At 70.9% G+C, this 14,583-nt stretch carries 17 protein-coding genes and 1 riboswitch; of the genes, 8 read left to right on the top strand and 9 right to left on the bottom strand.

What is annotated here, in order from left to right; translation table 11 throughout:
• Positions 1-26: 26 nt before the first annotated feature.
• Positions 27-788 (bottom strand): M56 family metallopeptidase, encoded by a 762-nt coding sequence (locus J2S57_RS22915; protein WP_307246401.1) that lies wholly within the window; start codon positions 786-788, stop codon positions 27-29.
• Positions 785-1,150: a BlaI/MecI/CopY family transcriptional regulator gene (locus tag J2S57_RS22910; protein ID WP_307246399.1), complete on the bottom strand. Its 366-nt coding sequence runs from the start codon at positions 1,148-1,150 to the stop codon at positions 785-787. The genes J2S57_RS22915 and J2S57_RS22910 overlap by 4 nt, the downstream gene beginning before the upstream one ends.
• A 159-nt stretch (positions 1,151-1,309) precedes the next feature.
• Positions 1,310-1,437, top strand: a riboswitch (cobalamin riboswitch).
• 73 nt (positions 1,438-1,510) lie between these two features.
• Between J2S57_RS22910 and J2S57_RS22905 the strand changes: the two genes are divergently transcribed.
• Genes J2S57_RS22905 through J2S57_RS22890 form a run of 4 tightly spaced genes read left to right on the top strand, consistent with a single transcriptional unit; the run spans position 1,511 to position 4,095 of the window.
• Positions 1,511-2,215: an energy-coupling factor ABC transporter permease gene (locus J2S57_RS22905; protein WP_307246397.1), complete on the top strand. Its 705-nt coding sequence runs from the start codon at positions 1,511-1,513 to the stop codon at positions 2,213-2,215.
• 1 nt (position 2,216) lies between these two features.
• Positions 2,217-2,540: an energy-coupling factor ABC transporter substrate-binding protein gene (locus J2S57_RS22900; protein ID WP_307246395.1), complete on the top strand. Its 324-nt coding sequence runs from the start codon at positions 2,217-2,219 to the stop codon at positions 2,538-2,540.
• A complete protein-coding gene (gene cbiQ / locus J2S57_RS22895; RefSeq protein ID WP_307246393.1) occupies positions 2,537-3,283 on the top strand; it encodes a cobalt ECF transporter T component CbiQ in 747 nt (248 codons plus the stop codon). The genes J2S57_RS22900 and cbiQ overlap by 4 nt, the downstream gene beginning before the upstream one ends.
• Positions 3,280-4,095 carry an energy-coupling factor ABC transporter ATP-binding protein gene (locus tag J2S57_RS22890; RefSeq protein ID WP_307246391.1) on the top strand — a complete coding sequence of 272 codons (816 nt, stop codon included), beginning with the start codon at positions 3,280-3,282 and terminating at the stop codon, positions 4,093-4,095. The genes cbiQ and J2S57_RS22890 overlap by 4 nt, the downstream gene beginning before the upstream one ends.
• Here J2S57_RS22890 and J2S57_RS22885 read toward each other — a convergent pair.
• Genes J2S57_RS22885 through J2S57_RS22875 form a run of 3 tightly spaced genes read right to left on the bottom strand, consistent with a single transcriptional unit; the run spans position 4,079 to position 6,955 of the window.
• Positions 4,079-4,837 (bottom strand): ABC transporter ATP-binding protein, encoded by a 759-nt coding sequence (locus J2S57_RS22885; protein WP_307246389.1) that lies wholly within the window; start codon positions 4,835-4,837, stop codon positions 4,079-4,081. The two genes, J2S57_RS22890 and J2S57_RS22885, sit on opposite strands and share 17 nt — an antisense overlap.
• Positions 4,834-5,805, bottom strand: coding sequence for an ABC transporter substrate-binding protein (locus J2S57_RS22880; protein WP_307246387.1), 972 nt, complete (start codon positions 5,803-5,805; stop codon positions 4,834-4,836). The genes J2S57_RS22885 and J2S57_RS22880 overlap by 4 nt, the downstream gene beginning before the upstream one ends.
• Before the next feature lie 34 nt (positions 5,806-5,839).
• Complete coding sequence (locus tag J2S57_RS22875) at positions 5,840-6,955, bottom strand: FecCD family ABC transporter permease (RefSeq protein WP_307246385.1); 1,116 nt, start codon at positions 6,953-6,955, stop codon at positions 5,840-5,842.
• A gap of 177 nt (positions 6,956-7,132) precedes the next feature.
• Between J2S57_RS22875 and J2S57_RS22870 the strand changes: the two genes are divergently transcribed.
• The gene (locus J2S57_RS22870; protein WP_307246383.1) at positions 7,133-9,496 is read left to right on the top strand and encodes an arylsulfatase; all 2,364 of its coding nucleotides are present in this window, start codon (positions 7,133-7,135) and stop codon (positions 9,494-9,496) included.
• Positions 9,497-9,499: 3 nt separating this feature from the next.
• On the opposite strand, the gene J2S57_RS22865 is transcribed toward J2S57_RS22870, so the two are convergent.
• Together J2S57_RS22865 and J2S57_RS22860 are read right to left on the bottom strand one after the other, a co-directional pair.
• On the bottom strand, positions 9,500-9,919 hold the full coding sequence (locus J2S57_RS22865; RefSeq protein WP_307246382.1) for a TlpA family protein disulfide reductase: 420 nt from the start codon (positions 9,917-9,919) through the stop codon (positions 9,500-9,502).
• A gap of 32 nt (positions 9,920-9,951) precedes the next feature.
• Complete coding sequence (locus J2S57_RS22860; RefSeq protein ID WP_307246380.1) at positions 9,952-10,821, bottom strand: hypothetical protein; 870 nt, start codon at positions 10,819-10,821, stop codon at positions 9,952-9,954.
• 181 nt (positions 10,822-11,002) lie between these two features.
• Here J2S57_RS22860 and J2S57_RS22855 point away from each other — a divergent pair, with 181 nt between their 5' ends.
• Both J2S57_RS22855 and J2S57_RS22850 read left to right on the top strand, forming a co-directional pair.
• Positions 11,003-11,260, top strand: a complete 258-nt coding sequence (locus J2S57_RS22855; RefSeq protein WP_307246378.1) for a hypothetical protein — start codon at positions 11,003-11,005, stop codon at positions 11,258-11,260.
• 168 nt (positions 11,261-11,428) lie between these two features.
• Positions 11,429-12,457, top strand: a complete 1,029-nt coding sequence (locus J2S57_RS22850) for an NAD(P)-dependent alcohol dehydrogenase (RefSeq protein WP_370882501.1) — start codon at positions 11,429-11,431, stop codon at positions 12,455-12,457.
• On the opposite strand, the gene J2S57_RS22845 is transcribed toward J2S57_RS22850, so the two are convergent.
• Positions 12,444-12,980 carry a DUF4334 domain-containing protein gene (locus J2S57_RS22845; RefSeq protein ID WP_307246372.1) on the bottom strand — a complete coding sequence of 179 codons (537 nt, stop codon included), beginning with the start codon at positions 12,978-12,980 and terminating at the stop codon, positions 12,444-12,446. The genes J2S57_RS22850 and J2S57_RS22845 overlap by 14 nt on opposite strands.
• Before the next feature lie 158 nt (positions 12,981-13,138).
• On the opposite strand from J2S57_RS22845, the gene J2S57_RS22840 reads away from it, so the two are divergent.
• Positions 13,139-13,579, top strand: coding sequence for a MerR family transcriptional regulator (locus J2S57_RS22840; protein ID WP_307246370.1), 441 nt, complete (start codon positions 13,139-13,141; stop codon positions 13,577-13,579).
• Positions 13,580-13,734: 155 nt separating this feature from the next.
• Here the strand turns inward: J2S57_RS22840 and J2S57_RS22835 are convergent, their stop codons facing one another.
• On the bottom strand, positions 13,735-14,571 hold the full coding sequence (locus tag J2S57_RS22835; RefSeq protein ID WP_307246368.1) for an oxygenase MpaB family protein: 837 nt from the start codon (positions 14,569-14,571) through the stop codon (positions 13,735-13,737).
• Positions 14,572-14,583: the final 12 nt, after the last annotated feature.

The following is a 14,583-nucleotide window of genomic DNA, read 5'->3' as shown; positions in this document are numbered from 1 at the left end:
AGCCACCTTCTACTCCCGGTAGAAAATTACCGCCCGGTCAGGGCGGGTCCCGGGCTCAGGCGTCCCTCGGCCATCTGCCCCATCAACCGCCGAACCCGCGACAACGTCGCCGGATCGGGTTCCCAGCCGAGATGATCCAGCCCGCCCGGCACTCCCGACCCCAGACGCATGATCGCCCGCAGCGTCACCGCATGACTGACCTCGGCGGCCGCCTGGTCGTCGGCCCAGGCCTCGGTCACCGCCCCCACCGCCTCCGCCGCCGCCCGGCACGAGGGGACGAACGGGAAGATCCTCTGCCAGGCCAGGAATCCGGTCACCAGCAGGTCATGACGGTTGCGGGCGTGACAACGCTCGTGGGCCAGGATCGCCCGCATCTCGGCGCTGTCGGCCAGCTCCAGGGCACCTCGGGTGACCACGACCATCGGCCGGGCCCCGTTCGGCAGGCAGTAGGCCAGCGGCCGGTCGTCGTTCAGCACGTGCACCCGCAGCAGCGGGTCGTAGTCGGCCACCAGCGCCAGCGCCTCCTGGTGCCGCCGCTGCGAACGGCGCAGCCCCCGCACGGTCTGGGTCAAACGCACCAGCATCCACAGCAGGAAGAGCCCGGCCGGCCACAGCGACCCCACCGCCAGCGCCAGCGCGAGCAGCAGCAGGTAAGCCGTGACGAGCGCGTAGACCACCCAGACGACGGCGGCCTCGCGCGGGCGGCGCTGGGCCCAGCGGGCCCGGGAGAGCGGCCGCGGCACCAGCGTGAGCAGCACCCCGACCAGCGCCGGCAGCAGCAGGCTCACGAGCGCCTGCGCCGTTCCTCGGCCCCCAGCGCCCGGCGCAGCGCGTCGGCGTCGGCCTTCGACACCGCCCGCACGAACATCGACAGCGCCAGGGGGTGATCGGCGCTGTCCTGCAGCACCGCCACCATCGCCTCGGCCGTCAGCTCCTCCCGGCTGCGCACGGCCCGGTGCCGGAACACCCGCCCGTCCCGCTCACGGCGCACCAGGTCCTTGGCCCGCAGCCGGTCGAGCACGGTGTGCACCGTCGTCAGGGCCAGCTGCCGGTCGGCCAGCAGCTCGACCACCTCGGGCGCGGTCAGCCCGTCCGGACAGTCCCAGAGTGCCTCGAGAACAGCCCGTTCCAGATGATCCCGCCGTACCACCGCACGCCTCCTCCAACCCTCAGCACACTTCTACGTGTCGTAGAGAAAGTGAGTGTAGGGCCGGGGACTGTTCTCCTGCGGATCGGGACGTGGTTAGATCCTGGCACGGCGTGTCCCCCATATCGCCGCCACAACCACATACCGTCCGCGACGGCAGTGAAGGAAGCCGGTGAGAATCCGGCGCGGTCCCGCCACTGTCACCGGGGAGCAGACCCTATGCCGTGCCACGGCCGCACTCGCGGACCGGAAGGCCGGGGCGAGTGCTGATCCGGGAAGCCAGGAGACTTCGGCCGTCGCAGCGATCCAGGGCGAGGACCCGAGGAGATCCGATGACACACGCTGCAACGAGCGAGGTGCCCCGTGCACATCGCTGAGGGCTATCTGCCCCCGCTCCACGCCGCCGCCTGGACGGTCGCGGCCGCCCCCTTCGTGGTGCACGGCGCCCGCTGCGTGGTGCGCGAGGTGCGCGAACGCCCCGAGTCCCGGCTGTTGCTGGGCGCGGCCGGGGCTTTCACCTTCGTGCTCTCCGCCATCAAACTGCCCTCCGTGACCGGCAGTTCGAGCCATCCCACCGGAACCGGCCTGGGTGCGGTGCTGTTCCGGCCCCCGGTGATGGCGGTGCTCGGCGCCATCGTGCTGCTGTTCCAGGCCCTGCTGCTGGCCCACGGCGGCATCACGACCCTCGGTGCGAACGTGTTCTCCATGGCCGTGGTCGGCCCCTGGGTCGGCTACGGTGCCTACCGCGCCTGCCTCAGGCTCGGGCTAGCCTTCCCGGTGGGCGTTTTCGCGGCACTGTCGCTGTCCGACCTGTCGACCTACGTGGTCACGTCGGTACAGCTCGGTCTCGCCCACCCCGACCCCACGGGCGGCGTCCTCGGCTCCGTCGGCGAGTTCCTCGGCATCTTCGCCCTGACCCAGATCCCCCTGGCCGTCGCCGAGGGCCTTCTCGGCGTGCTGGTCTTCCGCGTCCTGGCCCGCATCGCACCGGACGAGCTGAGTTCCCTGGGACTGAAGCAGGCCCTCCCGGGCGAGGCGACCACCACCGCTGTTCAGGAGCGTGGCTGACATGACCCGCACCCCCCGCCGCCTCGCGATCGATCTGGCCCTGCTCCTTCTCGTGGTCGCCATTTTCGCGATTCCCCTGGCCCTGCGCCTGAACACCGACGGTCAGGCCGAGGGCGAGTCCTACGCGGGCAGCGACTCCTCCGCCGCCACCAAGGTCGAGGAGATCAACCCCGACTACGACGTCTGGTTCACCCCGTTCTTCGAACCCTCGTCGGGTGAGATCGAGTCCGGCCTGTTCGCCCTCCAGGCCGCCGCCGGCGCCGGTGCGCTCGGCTTCGTGCTGGGCCGCCTGTCCGGAAAGCGGCAGCGCCCGCGGGAATCGTGAGCGCACCCGCCCTCGATGTCGCCGCCTGGGCAAGTCCCTGGCGGCGGCACTCGCCCGGGGACAAGGTGCTGCTCAGCCTCGGCCTCGTGATCAGCGCGCTGGTCCTGCCCCCGTGGCCGGCCTCGCTCCTCGTCACGCTCGTGGCCCTCGGCCTGATGCTGGGCCCCGGCCGCACCCCTGCCCACCTCCTGCGCCGCGCCGCCCGCGGCCCGGCCGCCTTCATCGTGCTCGGCACCGTGACCATCGCGATCACCTGGCGCACGGACGGTTTCGGGCCGACCGTCACCGACGAGAGCCTGGGCAACGCCGCGCAGACCCTGGCCCACGCGATTGCGGGCACCAGTTCGGTGATGCTGCTGGCCGCCACCACCCCGATGACCGACCTGCTGGCCTGGGCCCGGCGCCGGGGCGTGCCCGAGGCGGTCGTCGACGTCGCCGGCCTGACCTACCGTCTGCTGTTCGTCCTGCTGGAGTCGATCGGCGAGGTCCGCGCCGCCCAGACCGCCCGGCTCGGCTACACCACCCGGCGCGCCACCCTGCGTTCGGCCACCACCCTGACGGCGGCCACGCTGACGCGGGCGTTCGACCGCTCGCGGCGGCTCGAGGCCGGGCTGGCCGGCCGGGGTTTCGAGGGAGTCATGCGCACACTGGCCGACCAGCGACCGTCGTCGAGAACCTTCGTCGCCGCCACCCTCGCGATGCTCGCCGCCGTGAGCGCGATCTCCCTGGCCCTGCCGTGGTGAGCGGCGAGATCGAGGTCACCGGCCTGAGTTTCGCCTACACCGGCGGCCCGCCCGTGCTCCACCAGGTCGACCTGAAGGTGGCCACCGGCTCCCGCCTGGCCGTGCTCGGCGCCAACGGCTCGGGCAAGAGCACCCTGCTGCGCTGCCTGTCCGGGGCCCTGAGACCCACCGGAGGGCAGATCGTCATCGGCGGCAACGAGCTGAGCCACACCCGGGCCGGGCTGCGCGAGCACCGGCACCGCCTGCAGCTCATCACCCAGGACCCGGACGACCAGCTCTTCTCGGCCTCGGTGCGCGAGGACGTCTCGTTCGGCCCGGTCAACCAGGGCCTGACCGACGACGAGGTGCGGGCCCGCTGCGACGAGGCCCTGGACCTGCTGGCCGCCACTCACCTGGCCGAGCGTCCCACCCACCAGCTGTCTTTCGGTGAACGCAAACGGGTGGCGATCGCGGGAGCCGTGGCAATGCGTCCGTCGGTGCTGGTTCTCGACGAGCCCACCGCCGGGCTCGACCCGGCCGCCGGCCAGGAGGCCACCGCCGCCCTCGACCGGCTGCACGCGGCGGGTACCACGCTGGTGATGGCCACGCACGACGTCGACCTGGCGCTGGCCTGGGCCGACGAGATCGCGGTCCTGACAGCGGGTTCCGTCACGCAGGGGGCACCCGCGGTGCTGCTCGACGACGACCACACCCTGGCCACCGCGCGACTGCGGCGCCCGTGGGTGCTGGCGGTCGCGGCCCGGCTGGGCCTCCCCCCGGACACGGTCAGGGACGAGGCCTCGCTCCTCGCCGCCCTCAGCCCCGGGGCGTGAAGATCAGGTGCGACTGCCCGGCGTGCTCGATGCGCTGCACGCCGATGCCGTAGACCCGTTCGATCAGGTCGCCCTCGACCACCTGGGCGGCCGGTCCCGAGCCCACCAGCCGGCCGTTCTCGAGCAGCACCAGGTCGTCGCAGTAGCGCAGCGCGAGGTTGAGGTCGTGCAGCACGACGACCACGGTGGTCTCGAGAGCGGCCACCAGCGAGAGGATCTCGTGCTGGTAGCGGATGTCGAGGTGGTTCGTCGGCTCGTCGAGCAGGAGGTGCGAGGCCCGCTGGGCGAGCGCGCGGGCGATGAGCACGCGCTGCTTCTCACCACCCGAGAGCCCGGCGAAACTGCGCGCGGCCAGGTGCAACCCGCCCACCCGGCGCAGCGACGTCCAGGCGATCTCCTCGTCCTCGGTCCTGACCCGCGCGAACGACCCCTGGTGCGGCGTGCGCCCGAGCAGCACCATCTCGGCCACCGTCATGGTGGTCTCGGCGGCGTTCTCCTGCACGACGACGGCCAGGTGCCGGGCGGACTCCCGGGCCCCCAGCCGGGGCAGCGGCCGCTCGTCGACCACCACCGAGCCGGAGGCGGGCCTCAGCGACCCGTACAGCAACCGCAGCAGCGTCGTCTTGCCGCTGCCGTTCGGCCCGATCAGCCCGAGAACCCTTCCGCTGCGGGCGGTCAGCGAGACATCGCTCACCACCTCGGTCTTGCCGTACGAGAAGTGCAGCCCGTTCGCCTCGATCACTGGCCGAACCGCTCCTCGATGCGCTCCAGCCCGGTGACGGCCAGCGGACCGGGCGGCTCGGTGAAGTTGAACAGCTGCGGCATCACGTCGCCGTTCTTCACCGCGGTCAGCTTCTCGGCGCCGGGCAGTTGCGTGATCGACTCGGTGACCTTCTGCGCGTCACCGTCGGAGTAGAGCAGGATCAGCACGTCGGGGTTCAGCCCGATCAGCTTCTCGAGCGTCACCTCGAACACCCGCTCGTCCACGTCGCCGAACACGTTGGTGAAACCGGCCGCCTCGAGCTGGGGTTCGGCCATGCTGCGCCTGCCGTAGGCGTAGGTCACCCCGCCGCCGACGGTCGGGTAGAGCACGGCCGCGGTGCGCCCGGCGCCGTCGGCGTTCTCCGAAACCTCGGCCAGGCGGGCCTTCAGCTCGGTGACGGCGGCCGTGGCCTCAGCGGTCTTGCCGAAAACGCGACCGTACATCTCCATCTGGTCGTACACGTCGTCGAACCCCGGGTCGTCCAGACCGTTGTCGCACAGTCCGGGTTCTTCGAGCAGCGGGATGCCCACCGTCACCAGGGTCTCGCGGTTGAGGTTCTCCACCTCGCCCAGCACCAGGTCGGGCTCCTGGCTGATCACGACCTCCTTGGAGATCTGCAGGTGCCCGGTGGTGTCGAGTTTGTCGGTCAGCAGCGGGATCCTGGCCAGCTCGGCGTTCGTGGCGTCGTCGTAGTAGTCGGCCGGATACTGCCCCGCGCGGGCTTTCACGTCACCGAGCACACCGAGGGCCTGCAGGTAGGGCACCGAGGCGCTCTTCAGCAGCACCACGTTCTGCGGCGCGGCGGTGAACGTCACGTCGTCACCGCAGTTCGAGACGGTCAGCGGGTATTCGCCGTCACCGCCACTGCTTGCGGACGTGGTGGTCGACTGGCCGCCGCAGGCGGCTACCAGCAGCACGGCGGAGAGGGCGATGACGGGGCGGCGCATGGTCTTTCGTGCTCCCAAGTTCTAGGCGCTGGGTCTAGGCGCTGGTGGCGTGCAGACGGCGGATGAGCACGAGCAGGAACGGCGCCCCGACGAGCGAGGTGATGATGCCGATCGGGAGTTCCTGGGGCTGGAGCAGGGTGCGGGCGATGGCGTCGGCCCAGATGATGAAGATGCCCCCGAGCAGCGCCGCGACCGGCACCACCCGGGCGTGGGTCGCGCCGACCAGACGGCGGGCCAGGTGCGGCACCACCAGCCCGACGAACCCGATGCTGCCCGAGGCCGCGACCAGCACGCCGATGCACAGCGACACCACGAGCAGCAGCACCGTGCGGAACCGGTCGGGTGAGATGCCGAGCGTCAGGGCCGTCTCGTCACCGATCGACAGTGCGTCGAGGCGGCGGCCCCACAGCGTGAGCAGGCCCACGGTCAGGGCGACCACGGCCATCACGACGTTGAGCGAGAAGCCCCAGTGCGCCAGGCCGAGCGAGCCGAGCAGCCAGAACATCACCGAGCGGGCGCCCTCGGCCGAGTCCGAGGCGAAGATCAGGAAGCTGGTCAGCGCGTACAGGGCGTACCCGACGGCGACCCCGGCGAGCAGCAGCCGTACCGACGTCACCCGTCCGCCGGAGCGGGCGATGAGGAAGACCAGGAACGACGCGGCCAGCGCCCCGAGGAACGCGGTGAAGGGCAGCGTGTTCTCGCCGGCCCCCACGCCGATCCCGAACAGGATCGCGGCGGCCGCACCGCTGGAGGCGCCGGAGTTGATGCCGAGCAGGTAGGGGTCGGCCAGCATGTTGCGCACCATCGCCTGCAGGGCCGTGCCGCACACGGCCAGCCCGGCGCCGACGAAGGCCCCGAGCAGCACACGGGGCAGGCGCACCTGCCAGACGATGGCATCCTGGGGCAGGCTCCAGGTGACCGTACCGGGCGTGCCGAGCAGGTGGTGGCCGATGATGCGGGCGACGGAGCCCGGGCCGATCGCCACCGCTCCCACGCCGACCCCGAGCACCACGCTCAGCACCAGCAGCACCGCGAGCCCGCTGATCCACGCGACCGCCCGGCGGCGCTGCCCACCGAGGCCGAGGTCGGAGACCACGGGCCGCAGGGACCGGGCCTCCCCCGTCACCTCATCCACCGTCACGTCGTTCATTATTGCGAACTATATGCAATAGAAGGTGACCGGCGTACGCGCGGTCACCACGTCGTCCCATAGCTCACATCTCTGGCCTGCATGGCCAACCGGTATCGGACGCTCGTTGAACGGCCCGCGGCGCCCGTGCCAGTCTGGGCTCTTCGACCTTCTCTGTACGACAACTGGAGTTTGCCCGTGGCGGGTTTCGAAGCCGGGCGGCACGTACTGCCGGAGCCGGAACGCAAGCAGTCGGTGGTGACCGCGGTCGGCATCCACGACCAGCACGAGCCGTTCCGGGCGATCGCCCCGGTCACCCCGCCGCCGGCCGCGCCCAACGTCGTCGTGGTGGTGCTCGACGACCTGGGTTTCGGCAGCTCCAGCGCCTTCGGGGGCCCGATCCGGATGCCCACGGCCGAGCGCCTGGCGGGCCACGGCCTGCGCTACAACCGCTTCCACGTCAACGCCCTGTGCTCCCCCACCCGCCAGTCCCTGATGACCGGGCGCAACTGCCACTCCGTGGGCATGGGCGGGACCACCGAGATGGCCACGGCCGCCCCCGGCTACAGCGGCTTCCGCCCGGCCAGCGCCGCCACCCTCGCCCAGATCCTGCAGGGCAACGGCTACAGCACGGCCGCGTTCGGCAAGTGGCACCAGACCCCGCCGCGCGAGATCAGCGCCGTCGGCCCGTTCGACCGCTGGCCCACCGGTGAGGGCTTCGACACCTTCTACGGCTTCATGGGCGCCGAGATGAACCACTGGTACCCGCAGCTGTACCGGGGCACCACGCCGTTCGAGCCCACGCGCCGCCCGGAAGACGGCTACCACCTCTCCGAGGATCTGGTCGACCAGAGCATCGACTGGATCCGCACCCAGCGCTCTCTCACGCCCGGCCGCCCCTTCTTCACCTACCTGGCGATGGGCGCCTCGCACGCTCCCCTGCACGTCGCACCCTCGTGGCCGGAGAGATACCAGGGCCAGTTCGACGAGGGCTGGGACGTGGCCCGCTCACGGATCCTCGAGCGGCAGAAGGAGCTGGGCGTGATCCCGCCCGACGCCGCGCTGGCGCCGTGGGCGGAGGGGCTGCCGCACTGGTCCGAGCTGACCGACACGCAGAAACAGCTCTCGGCGCGGTTCATGGAGACCTTCGCGGGGTTCACCGAGCACTGCGACACCCAGATCGGCCGCCTCGTCGACGCCCTGGAGAGGCTCGGCGAGATCGAGAACACCATCTTCGTCTACCTTCTGGGCGACAACGGTGCCTCCGGTGAGGGCGGGGTCGACGGCACGTTCAACGAGCACCGTCTCGGGCACGGCATCGCCGACGACCCGGAGCAGATGATCGAGGACATCGACCTGCTGGGCACGGCCGACAGCTACCCCATCGGGCCGGCCGGGTGGGCGATGGCCCTAAACACCCCCTACCAGTGGACGAAGCAGGTCGCCTCCCACTTCGGCGGCACCCGCGACGGCCTGATCATCCACTGGCCGGGCGGTATCTCCGGGGCCGACCGAGGGGGGATCCGGCCCCAGTTCCACCACGTGATCGATGTGCTGCCGACGATTCTCGACTGCGTGGGCGTTCCCGCTCCCACGCTCGTGAACGGCGTGCACCAGCAGCCGATCGAGGGCACGTCGATGCGGTACTCGTTCGCCGACCCGGAGGCCGCCGACCGCCGCACCACGCAGTACTTCGAGATGTGCGGCAACCGCGGCATCTACCACGAGGGCTGGATGGCGGTCACCCGTCACGGCATCCCGTGGCAGATGATTCCCGACCCGGAGCGGCGTTTCGAGAACGACGTGTGGGAGCTGTACGACCTGACGACCGACTGGACGCAGTCGAACGACCTGGCCGCGCGACATCCCTCCCGGTTGCGCCAGCTGCAGGACCTCTTCCTGGTGGAAGCGGCCAAGCACCAGGTGTTCCCGCTCGACGACCGGGTCACCGAACGCGAGAACCCCACGCTGGCAGGCCGTATCGACCTGCTGGCCGGGCGTCGCTCGGTCACCTACCACGGCGGGATGCGGCGTCTCACCGAGGAGACCACACCGAACATCAAGAACCGCTCGCACTCGATCACGGCCGACATCGAGGTCAGCGGGGACGCGAACGGTGTGGTGATCGCGCAGGGCGGCGCCTTCGGTGGGTGGAGCCTCTACCTGATGGACGGTGTGGTCACCTACCACTACAACTATTTCGCGCTGCAGCGGTTCACCGTTCGCAGCGAGAGCGTGGTGCCGGCCGGGCGTCACACGGTGCGGGTCGAGTTCGAGTACGACGGTGAGGGCGCCGGGCTGGGTGGCGCGGTGTCGGTGTTCGTGGACGGGGTGCTCGACGGCAAGGGACGCGTCGAGGCCACCATCCCCTACTACTTCTCGTTCGACGAGACCCTCAACCTGGGCGTCGATCTCGGCACGCCGGTGAGCCCGGACTACCCACGGCTCGACAACGCGCTGACCGGGCTGGTGCACGAGGTCCGCATCGACCTGGGTGAAGACCAGAGCGGTCTGGCCGGGCCGGACGGCGGTAAGTACGCGCGGGTGATGAGCGCCCAGTAACGCCTACAGCTTCGCGAACCTCTTGCGCAGCGCCTCTTGCGGCGGGACCCCGAAGAGGCGCTCGCGGATCGCGCCCTTCCGGCTGACGGACACGATGCTCGGTGTGCCCATCAGCAGGAGGCGCCGCATGGTGACCGGCGCGTCGTCGGTGCCGTCGTGCCGGTCGACGCCGACCGGGAACCGGATGCCGGCCCGCGCCACGTAACCGGCCAGGGCGGAAGGGGTCTGCGCCTCGTGGTTCTCGAACACGGTGTGCAGCCCGACCACCGTGACACCGCTCGCGTGCAGTGTGTTCATCATCGGGGTGCCCTCCTCGACGCACAGCGGGCACAGCATCTGGAACGCGTAGAGGAACAGCGGCCGCCCCGCGAGCAGGGGCGGCGGGCCGTTGAGCCACTGGCTGACGGAGAGCTCGAGGGACACCCGGTTCTGATCGGCAGGAACCGGCCGGACCTTCAGGGCCGCAGGATCGGGTCCAGCTCCTCGCCGGTCCAGCTGCGGACCTCGTTCGGCCCGGTCACGAACGGCTGCACGGCCTCGCGGGTCAGTGTGCGCACCGTGACGCCGTCGTCGAGGCCGCGGTGGAAGCAGCCGCCGTGGCGCAGGTCGACCACCTTGTCCGGGCTCGCCTCGATCTGCAGCACGATGTGCTCCATCACCAGGATCTCGTCGGGCACGCAGTCGCTGACGATCGAGTTCGGGCCACCGCCGACCGGGGCCCGGGTGATCGCCCCGACCGCCGCAGCCGCCTCGGCGCCGGTCAGACGCGTCGAGGAGCGCAGCACCGCGTTCGAGTAACTGCAGGCGGAGACCGCGGTGACGTCGGTGAGTTCGGTGACGGCCGGCCCGTCGGGCCGCCAGTCCACGTCACCGTCGTCAGGGGCCTCGGCCGCGCAGCCGTGGTGGTCGGTGTCGGTGAGCTCGACGCTGTCGATGATCGCGCGGCGCACCGCCGGCGGCGCCTGCACCTCCACGGTGACCAGCCCGGCCCGGAACATCTCACTGTCCGGCCCGGTGGAGAACGGGTCGCCGAGCAGGTCTTCGTCGTAGACCCAGTCGACGGCCGGTGTCGCGACGTCGAACCAGAGGTACTCCCCGCCCACCGCGATCGTGTGCGCGTCCTCACCCGTGCACCCGATCGTTCGCACCGGGCCCGGACGCCCGACAAAGGGCTCCTCGTCGTCGGGCCGCAGGCACCAGGGCCGCGAGGTGATGCCGTGCCCCCAGGCCTCCGGCACGGCCAGGCGCACGTTCTGATAGCTCTCCCACCGCCATCCGGACGGCGGGGCGTCACCGGCGGCGGCCTCGACGAGGCCCACCTCCACCGGCGACCCCGAAGAAGCCGGGGCCCCGCAACCGGCCAGTGCCAGAAACAGGACGGATACGACGAAGCGGCGCACCAACATGGCTGTCCTCCAGCGGTTCTCGCGGGTGGGTCGCTGGTTCGACGCCGCTCGTCCCCACCTGGTTCCCCCACCCGGCCACCGAGTCGGAAAGAATGGCCGGGTGCTCTCCTCCTTCGTCACCCTGGTCGCCGCGGCGCTCGCCGGTCACGCCGCCTGGATCCTGGTGCGCAACCCCAAGGACTGGCCCTCCTGGCAGCGCAACGCCTACGCCTTCGGTGTGCTCGCGGCCGCCACCGGCGCCACGCTCTGGTCGTGGGGCTGGCGCTCCGGAAACACCCGGGTGGCCGGGCTGATCGGGGGCGTTCTGGGCGTTCTGGGCTGCCTCGCCGCGAGTTTCGTGGCCCGGCGCAAAGACTGAGGCTCAGGCGGCTTCGGGCAGCATCTCCCCGATACTCCGCATCAGGGCCGGGATGTGCCCCTCGTCCCCCGATCATCCGGCCGGGCACGGCGTTCACCCCTGAGCACGCCTGCCTGAGGGACGTGGCGTGGCGGGCTTGCGCTGGAGTGCGCTCCAGTTCCTAACGTCGTGCTCATGACAACTGGTTACGCCCTCCTGACCCCGGGCGGGAAACTCGAGCCCTGGACCTTCCCGCGCCGCGACCTGCGCGACGACGACGTGCGCATCCGCATCACCTACTGCGGCGTGTGCCACAGCGACCTGGACGCGATCGAGCACGCCACCGAGGTGCTGGTGCCCGGGCACGAGTTCACCGGCGAGGTGCTCGCGGTCGGCCCGGCGGTGACCGCCCTCGCGGTGGGCGACCCGGTGGCCGTGGGCAACATCGTCGACTCGTGCGGTGTGTGCGCGGCCTGTCTCGACGAGGAGGAGACGTACTGCCTGGAGTTCCCGACACTGACCTACGGCGGGGTGGACCGGGTCGACGGCACACCGCGGTACGGCGCGTACTCCCGCGAGATGGTGGTGCGGGACCGGTTCGTGTACCCGCTGCCGGACGGGCTCGATCCGGCCGGGGTGGCGCCGTTGATGTGCGCGGGCGTCACGGTGTGGCAGCCGCTGAACCGGCTCGGGGTCGGGCCGGGCACCCGCGTCGGCGTGGTGGGTCTGGGTGGGCTCGGCCATCTGGCCGTGAAGTTCGCGAAGGCCCTGGGGGCCTCGGTCGCCGTGTTCACCACGTCGTCCGCCAAGGCCCCTCTGGCGTTGGAGCTGGGGGCGGACGAGGTGGTCGTGTCCACGTCGGACGACGACATGGCCTCGCACGCGCACGCTTTCGACGTGATCATCGACACCGCGTCGGCGCCGCACGACATCACGCCGTACGTGCTCACGCTCGACTTCGACGGCACGATCTGCATGCTCGGGATCCCGCCGCGTTACGACGTGGACTCGATGGCCCTGCTGCGGGGACGCCGCCGGCTCACCGCCTCGGGCTCGGCGGGGGTGCGCGACACCCGGGAGATGCTGGCCTTCGCGGGCCGGCACGGCATCACGGCGGACGTGGAGGTCCTGCCGGCGGCTCGGGTGCAGGAGGCACTCGACCGGCTGGCCCGGAATGAGGCACGGTGGCGGTTCGTGCTGGACCTCAGCCTCCGTTGATGTCCTCACGCCTCAGCACGAACAGGTACGGGACCACCGCGTTCCGCTGGTCCATGGCACCCAGGACCGTTCGTGCGTCCACCCTTCGGAAGTGATCGTTGACCGGCTTGGTGTCGTAGACCATCGTGGCGCTGACGACCCCGCGGTACTCGGCCATGCGCAGGCGGGCGGCGGGCCTCTTCGTGCGCAGGAGCGGCAGGGCGCGGCGCATGACTCTCTGCACCCCGGTCCGCCGGAAGAGCGTGGGATACCTGAGGTCGAGTTCGAGCGGAACCAGGCTGGGGTTGAGGCTGAACGGGCCGTGAGGGCCGTCCATCACCAGTGGGTGCACCTCTTCGGGGTTGACGAACTGCTTGCCCCACCAGCCCAGCCCCTCGAGCTGACCGTCGAACGGATGCCCGGTGACCAGGCCGTTCCCCCGCCACGAGCCGATCATCTGCTCGACGGTGACGGGTTGCAGGGTGTCGAAGTAGGCCAGGGCCCGCTCGACGGTGGTGGCCGGCTCGAGTTCCTGCAGCGTCATCGGTGACTCCCCCGGCTCTGTGGGCGCTCGGTCGGTTCTGTGCTCTGTGGGCGCTCGGTCGGTTCTGCGGGCGCTCGGTCGGTTCTGCGGGCGCTCGGTGGGCCTCGTCCCGGTCACGGTAGCCCGCGCGGCGCCGCCCGGACACTTATCGTGGCCGGATGACGACGACAGCGATCGGTATCCGGGAGGTCTCCGAGCTCACCGGCATCAGCGTGGACGCGCTGCGCTGGTACGAGAAGGAGGGCCTGATCCCCGACGTGGAGCGCGGGCCGGACGGGCGCCGCCGCTACTCGCCGATGATCATGCGCTGGGTGCGCACGGTGCAGGCGCTGCGGCGCACCGGGATGCCGGTGGCCGAGGTGCGTGAGTTCATCCAGGCCGGGCCGGAGCCCCTGGAGAAGCACGAGCGACGTCTCGACCTGCTGGAACGGCAGGCCGAGGCGATCGATGCGCAGCTCGAGCAGCTCCGGCAGGACCGGGCCGTGATCCAGTACAAGCTGGAGAGTTACCGGCTCATGATCGCGTCGGGACTGGACTGCGAGGACCCGGAGTCGGACCGGCTGGCGGCCGAGGTGTTCGAACGGCACGTGCCGGGCTGACGTCCGGCGCTCTCTGGCCGGGTTTTCGGTCCGGTCGACCTTTTCGGTCCGGCTTCCGGTCCGGCTTCCGGTCCGGCTTCCGGTCCGGCTTCCGGTCCGGCTTCCAGTCCGGCTTCCAGTCCGGTCGACCTTACGGCCCGGCTTGAACTTTCGGTCTAGCCCCGCTTTCGGGGCCCGCTGAGGTCTCGGGGGCCGAGGTCCTCGATCGTCCACCCGGCGGGGTACGTGCCGTTGGGCGCACCCAGCGTGAAGAACGCCGGCGGCGGGCCGTTGCGGCGGCGACGCCAGGCCCGGAACCGGAGCAGCACGGACACCGTGGCCCGCGCGGTCAGGCCGGGCGGGGCGAAACCGAGAGCGCTGCGGGCCGGTTCGTCGATCAGCACCGGCGCCAGAGCCATCGTGGGACGACGCAGCCGGGGCGGGATCTGCGACCCGACCACCTCGAGTGCCAGCTTCAGCAGTTCCTGCCCGGCCGCGCTCCGGCGCAGCATGCGGGCCTCGTAGGCGGTGAACCAGGCGTCGAACGAGGCGAAGTCACCCGGCACGTCGGTGATGCCCAGGCGGGCGCCGAGTTCCGCGTGCCAGTCGATGACCAGCTGTTTCTCCGCCTCGGTGATCGGCCGCCAGCCCGTGCGCACGATCATGCGCACACTCATCACCGCGAAAGTGCCGAGGACGTAGGTGTAGTCGTCGTTGGTGATACGCCAGCGGCGGTGCATCTCATTGAGCCGGGAGATGGCGTAGCTGCCGGTCTCTGAGTCGAGCCCGGCGTCGATCAGCGAGTACATCAGCAGGCCGGTGTCGTGCGCACGGCGGCCCGGCTCGGCCTGCATCTGGCCGGTGTGCTTCAGCAGACCCGCGATGCGGGGCGAGGCGAACACCCGGAAGTAGCTGAGCCGGTGGGCGAGTCGCGTCTCGAACACGAACGTGGACATGGCGAGCTCGCGGTACCTCTGGTCGAGGTCCTTCGAACGGTCCGCATCGTGCCCCATTGGCGCAATGTA

This window comes from Kineosporia succinea (assembly GCF_030811555.1).
Classification (GTDB): domain Bacteria; phylum Actinomycetota; class Actinomycetes; order Actinomycetales; family Kineosporiaceae; genus Kineosporia; species Kineosporia succinea.
Note: the sequence above shows the minus strand (reverse complement) of the source record. Positions and strands in the feature narration are given on the sequence as shown.

Excerpts from the sequence above, each read along its gene's own strand:
- J2S57_RS22900 (WP_307246395.1), top strand. The coding sequence starts at position 2,217 with ATGACCCGCACCCCCCGCCGCCTCGCGATCGATCTGGCCCTGCTCCTT.
- J2S57_RS22880 (WP_307246387.1), bottom strand. The coding sequence starts at position 5,805 with ATGCGCCGCCCCGTCATCGCCCTCTCCGCCGTGCTGCTGGTAGCCGCC.
- J2S57_RS22875 (WP_307246385.1), bottom strand. The coding sequence starts at position 6,955 with ATGAACGACGTGACGGTGGATGAGGTGACGGGGGAGGCCCGGTCCCTG.
- J2S57_RS22845 (WP_307246372.1), bottom strand. The coding sequence starts at position 12,980 with ATGACGCTGCAGGAACTCGAGCCGGCCACCACCGTCGAGCGGGCCCTG.
- J2S57_RS22840 (WP_307246370.1), top strand. The coding sequence starts at position 13,139 with ATGACGACGACAGCGATCGGTATCCGGGAGGTCTCCGAGCTCACCGGC.
- J2S57_RS22835 (WP_307246368.1), bottom strand. The coding sequence starts at position 14,571 with ATGGGGCACGATGCGGACCGTTCGAAGGACCTCGACCAGAGGTACCGC.